The sequence below is a fragment of the uncultured Georgenia sp. genome, from assembly GCF_937958535.1.
Classification (GTDB): domain Bacteria; phylum Actinomycetota; class Actinomycetes; order Actinomycetales; family Actinomycetaceae; genus Oceanitalea.
Genome location: NZ_CALGNQ010000157.1, coordinates 1 through 3175 on the forward strand (window position 1 = coordinate 1; position 3175 = coordinate 3175).

A 3175-nucleotide genomic window follows, 5' to 3' on the forward strand; every position below is an offset into this window, starting at 1 on the left:
GGTGCTGCGCGACGGCGACGATCGCCGGGATGTTGTCGGCCGGGTGGGAGTAGTCCGCGGCGAGGAAGGTGTCGTGGTAGTCGAGCTCGCGCACGGCCACGCCGTTGGCCCAGGCTGCCCACTCGGGGCTCACCCGCTCGGACTGCTCCAGGCCGAAGACCGTCGCGCCGGGGCTGTACGGGTGGGCCTGGGCCTGCGCGCGGGAGGCGACGGCGGGTCCGCGGGTGAGCGAGGCGGTGGCCACGGCGGCGTTGTCGATGACCCGGTTGATGATCATGTCGGTCACCGCGTCGGTGACCGGGGCGTCGTCGGTCGCGACCTCGGCGATCTTCCAGGCGAGCTGGTCCTCACGCGCGAGGTTGTCCGCGCTCGGGTGGACCCGGACGTCGTGGAAGACCATGTCGCGCGAGGCGAGACGGGCGTTGCTCATCGAACTGCTGCCTCCTTGGCTGGTGTGGTCGGCCGCACCAGAACCGCGGCCGACTCGTGGGGTCCACGCCCGGTGAGCGCGGTGAGGATCGCGGCGAGGCTCGCCCGCAGGTGGATCGCGGTGGCCTGGGCGGCGAGGGTGCCGTCGCCGTCGGCGACCGCCTCGGCGATGAGGCGGTGCTCCTGCGCCGCCTGGACGAGCCGTGAGTGGTCGTCGCGGGAGAGTCTGCGCGCGCGGGCGACCTGCGAGCGCAGCGCGGTGAGCGCCCGCTGGAGCGCGGGGCTCCCCATCGCCTCGTCGAGCGCGGTGTCGAGCTCGGCGACGAGCCCGTAGTACGTCGTGTGGTCGGGGTCGCCGGGGGACAGCAGGGCCGCCGCCTCCGCGAAGCGCTCCGCGAGGCGGTGGAACACGTCCGGCTCGCGCCGCTGGGCCGCCAGCCGGGCGGCCTGGCACTCCAGTGCCTCCCGCAGCTCGAACAGGTGCCGGACGTCGTCGGGCGAGATGGTCGAGACCCGGTAGGTCCTGCCCTTGCCGACGACGGCGAGGCCCTCGGCCTCGAGCCGACGCAGGGCCTCCCGCAGTGGGGTGCGGGAGACGCCGAGCCGGTCGGACTGCTCGACCTCGGCGAGCGGCGCGCCCGGGGAGAGACGACCCAGGACGATCTCCTGCCGGAGCCTGGTGTAAGCGAGGTCACTGGCGCGCACGGTCCTCAATGTACCCCTGTTGAGGAGCAGATGTATACAGTCCGCCACCAGTCCAGGCCGTTCTGCCGGTCGGAGCGGCCCTGTGCATACAGCAGCCCGGACCTCGCCGTCGTCAACGCGGTTCGAGCCGGATGCCGCCGTCGAGGCGGATCGTCTCCCCGTTGAGCATGGGGTTGGCCACGATGTGGCCGACGAGGGCGCCGAACTCCTCCGCCCGCCCCAGCCTGCGTGGGTGGAGCGTCTTGGCCTCGAGGGACTCCCGCGCCGCCTCCGGCAGTCCCGCCAGCAGCGGTGTCTCGAACACCCCCGGAGCGATCGTGACGACCCGGATGAGCGAGGCCGCGAGCTCCCGGGCTGCCGGAAGGGTGAGGCCGACGACGCCCGCCTTGGACGCCGCATAGGCGATCTGCCCGACCTGGCCCTCGAAGGCGGCGACCGACGCGGTGTTGACGATGACACCGCGCTCGCCGTCGACCTCCTCGGTCTGCGCCATGGCCGCCGCAGCCTGTGCGGCGAGGTTGACGGTCCCGCCGAGGTTGACCGTGACGACGCCGAGCAGCTGCTCCAGCGGGAGCGGCCCGTCGCGTCCGACGAGCTTGCCCGGTGTCGCCACACCGGCGCAGCTGACCGCGACGCGCAGCGGGCCGCGGCTCGTGGCCGCCTCGACCGCGGCCGCCACGTCCTGCGGCCTCGTGACGTCACCCGGGACGAAGGTCGCCCGCGACCCGAGCTCCGCCGCAGCAGCTTCGCCCTGGGACGTGGGCAGGTCGAGCACGACGACCTGGGCGCCGTCCGCCGTCAGCCGCCGTGCGGCAGCGAGCCCGAGTCCTGAGGCACCACCCGTGACGACGGCACTTGCACCGTCGAGCTCCATCGCGTCCTCCTCTCGCGGCGGGACCACGTGCCCGCCCCGGCTCAGCCCCGTCGCTCCCGCAGCCTCGCGACGAGCTGCGGCACCACCGTGAACACGTCACCGACGACGCCGAAGTCGGCGATGTCGAAGATCGGGGCGTCGGGGTCCTTGTTGACCGCGACGATGGTGCGCGCAGTCTGCATCCCCGCCCGGTGCTGGACCGCGCCGGAGATCCCGAGCGCGACGTACAGCTGAGGGGCGACGACGGCTCCGGTCTGCCCCACCTGGTACGCGTGGGGGACGTAGCCGGCGTCGACGGCGGCGCGCGAGGCACCGACCGCCGCCCCGAGCTCGTCGGCGAGCTCCTCGACGACGGCGAACTGCTCCTTGGAGCCCAGGCCGCGCCCGCCGGCCACGACCCTGTCCGCCCCCTGGAGCGCGGGACGGCCCGACGCGGCACCGACGGGCTCGACCCCGTCCACCCGGGCGGCCCGGCGCCCCGACGGCGTCACCTCCAGCCGCTCGAGCACGAGCGGCCGGGGCTCGGCGCGGGCGTCGACAGCGCCGTGCCGCAGGGTGACGACCAGCGGACCCGTCGTCACGGTGGAGTCGACGTCGTAGGCACCGCCGTAGACGGAGTGGTGGGCGATGACCCCGTCAGCACCACGGGAGACGCCGACCGCGTCCACGGCCAGCGCCAGCCCCCGGCGGACGGCCACAGCCCCCGCCGCGTCCCGCCCGTCCACCGAGTGCGGGACGAGCACGGCCCCGGGACGGACGGCGTCGACCGCTGCCGCCAGCGCGTCGACCTCAGCCACCCCGAGACCGGTCGCCGCCCCGGGGTGCTCGGCGAGAAGCACCCGCGCCGCGCCGAGCTCCGCGGCCACCCGCGCGGGTTCCCCGGGTGCGCCGGGCGCGGTGACGACAAGGGCGACGGGCGTGCCGATCCCCGCTGCCGCCCCGATGACCTCGGCCGCACTCGCCGCGACGTCGCCCTGGGCCGTGCGCTCGACGAGGACGAGGATCTCGTCCCGACCTGCGTTCGTCATGGGTCTCCCTTCACGCGAGGCGGTTGGCGACGAGGAACTCCGCGAGCTGCTCCCCGGCGTCCCCCTCGTCGACGATCTTGACGCCGGCGGCACGGGCCGGTCGCTCGGCCACGGAGACGACCACCGAGCGCGCCCTGTC

Annotated in this window: 4 protein-coding genes and 1 pseudogene; all 5 read right to left on the reverse strand. The window is 74.7% G+C overall.

The genetic code is table 11. The features are described from left to right. Positions 1–400: MmgE/PrpD family protein (locus tag Q0195_RS08580; protein ID WP_299277112.1), on the reverse strand; the 400-nt coding region annotated here is incomplete at its 3' end. A 26-nt stretch (positions 401–426) separates the two neighbouring features. Continuing rightward, on the reverse strand, positions 427–1134 hold the full coding sequence (locus Q0195_RS08585) for a GntR family transcriptional regulator (RefSeq protein WP_299277106.1): 708 nt from the start codon (positions 1132–1134) through the stop codon (positions 427–429). Positions 1135–1246: 112 nt separating this feature from the next. Then, complete coding sequence (locus Q0195_RS08590) at positions 1247–2008, reverse strand: SDR family NAD(P)-dependent oxidoreductase (RefSeq protein ID WP_299277108.1); 762 nt, start codon at positions 2006–2008, stop codon at positions 1247–1249. 41 nt (positions 2009–2049) lie between these two features. After that, positions 2050–3036: an electron transfer flavoprotein subunit alpha/FixB family protein gene (locus Q0195_RS08595; protein WP_299277110.1), complete on the reverse strand. Its 987-nt coding sequence runs from the start codon at positions 3034–3036 to the stop codon at positions 2050–2052. A 10-nt stretch (positions 3037–3046) separates the two neighbouring features. Further along, positions 3047–3175: pseudogene (locus Q0195_RS08600) on the reverse strand (electron transfer flavoprotein subunit beta); the annotation flags it as partial.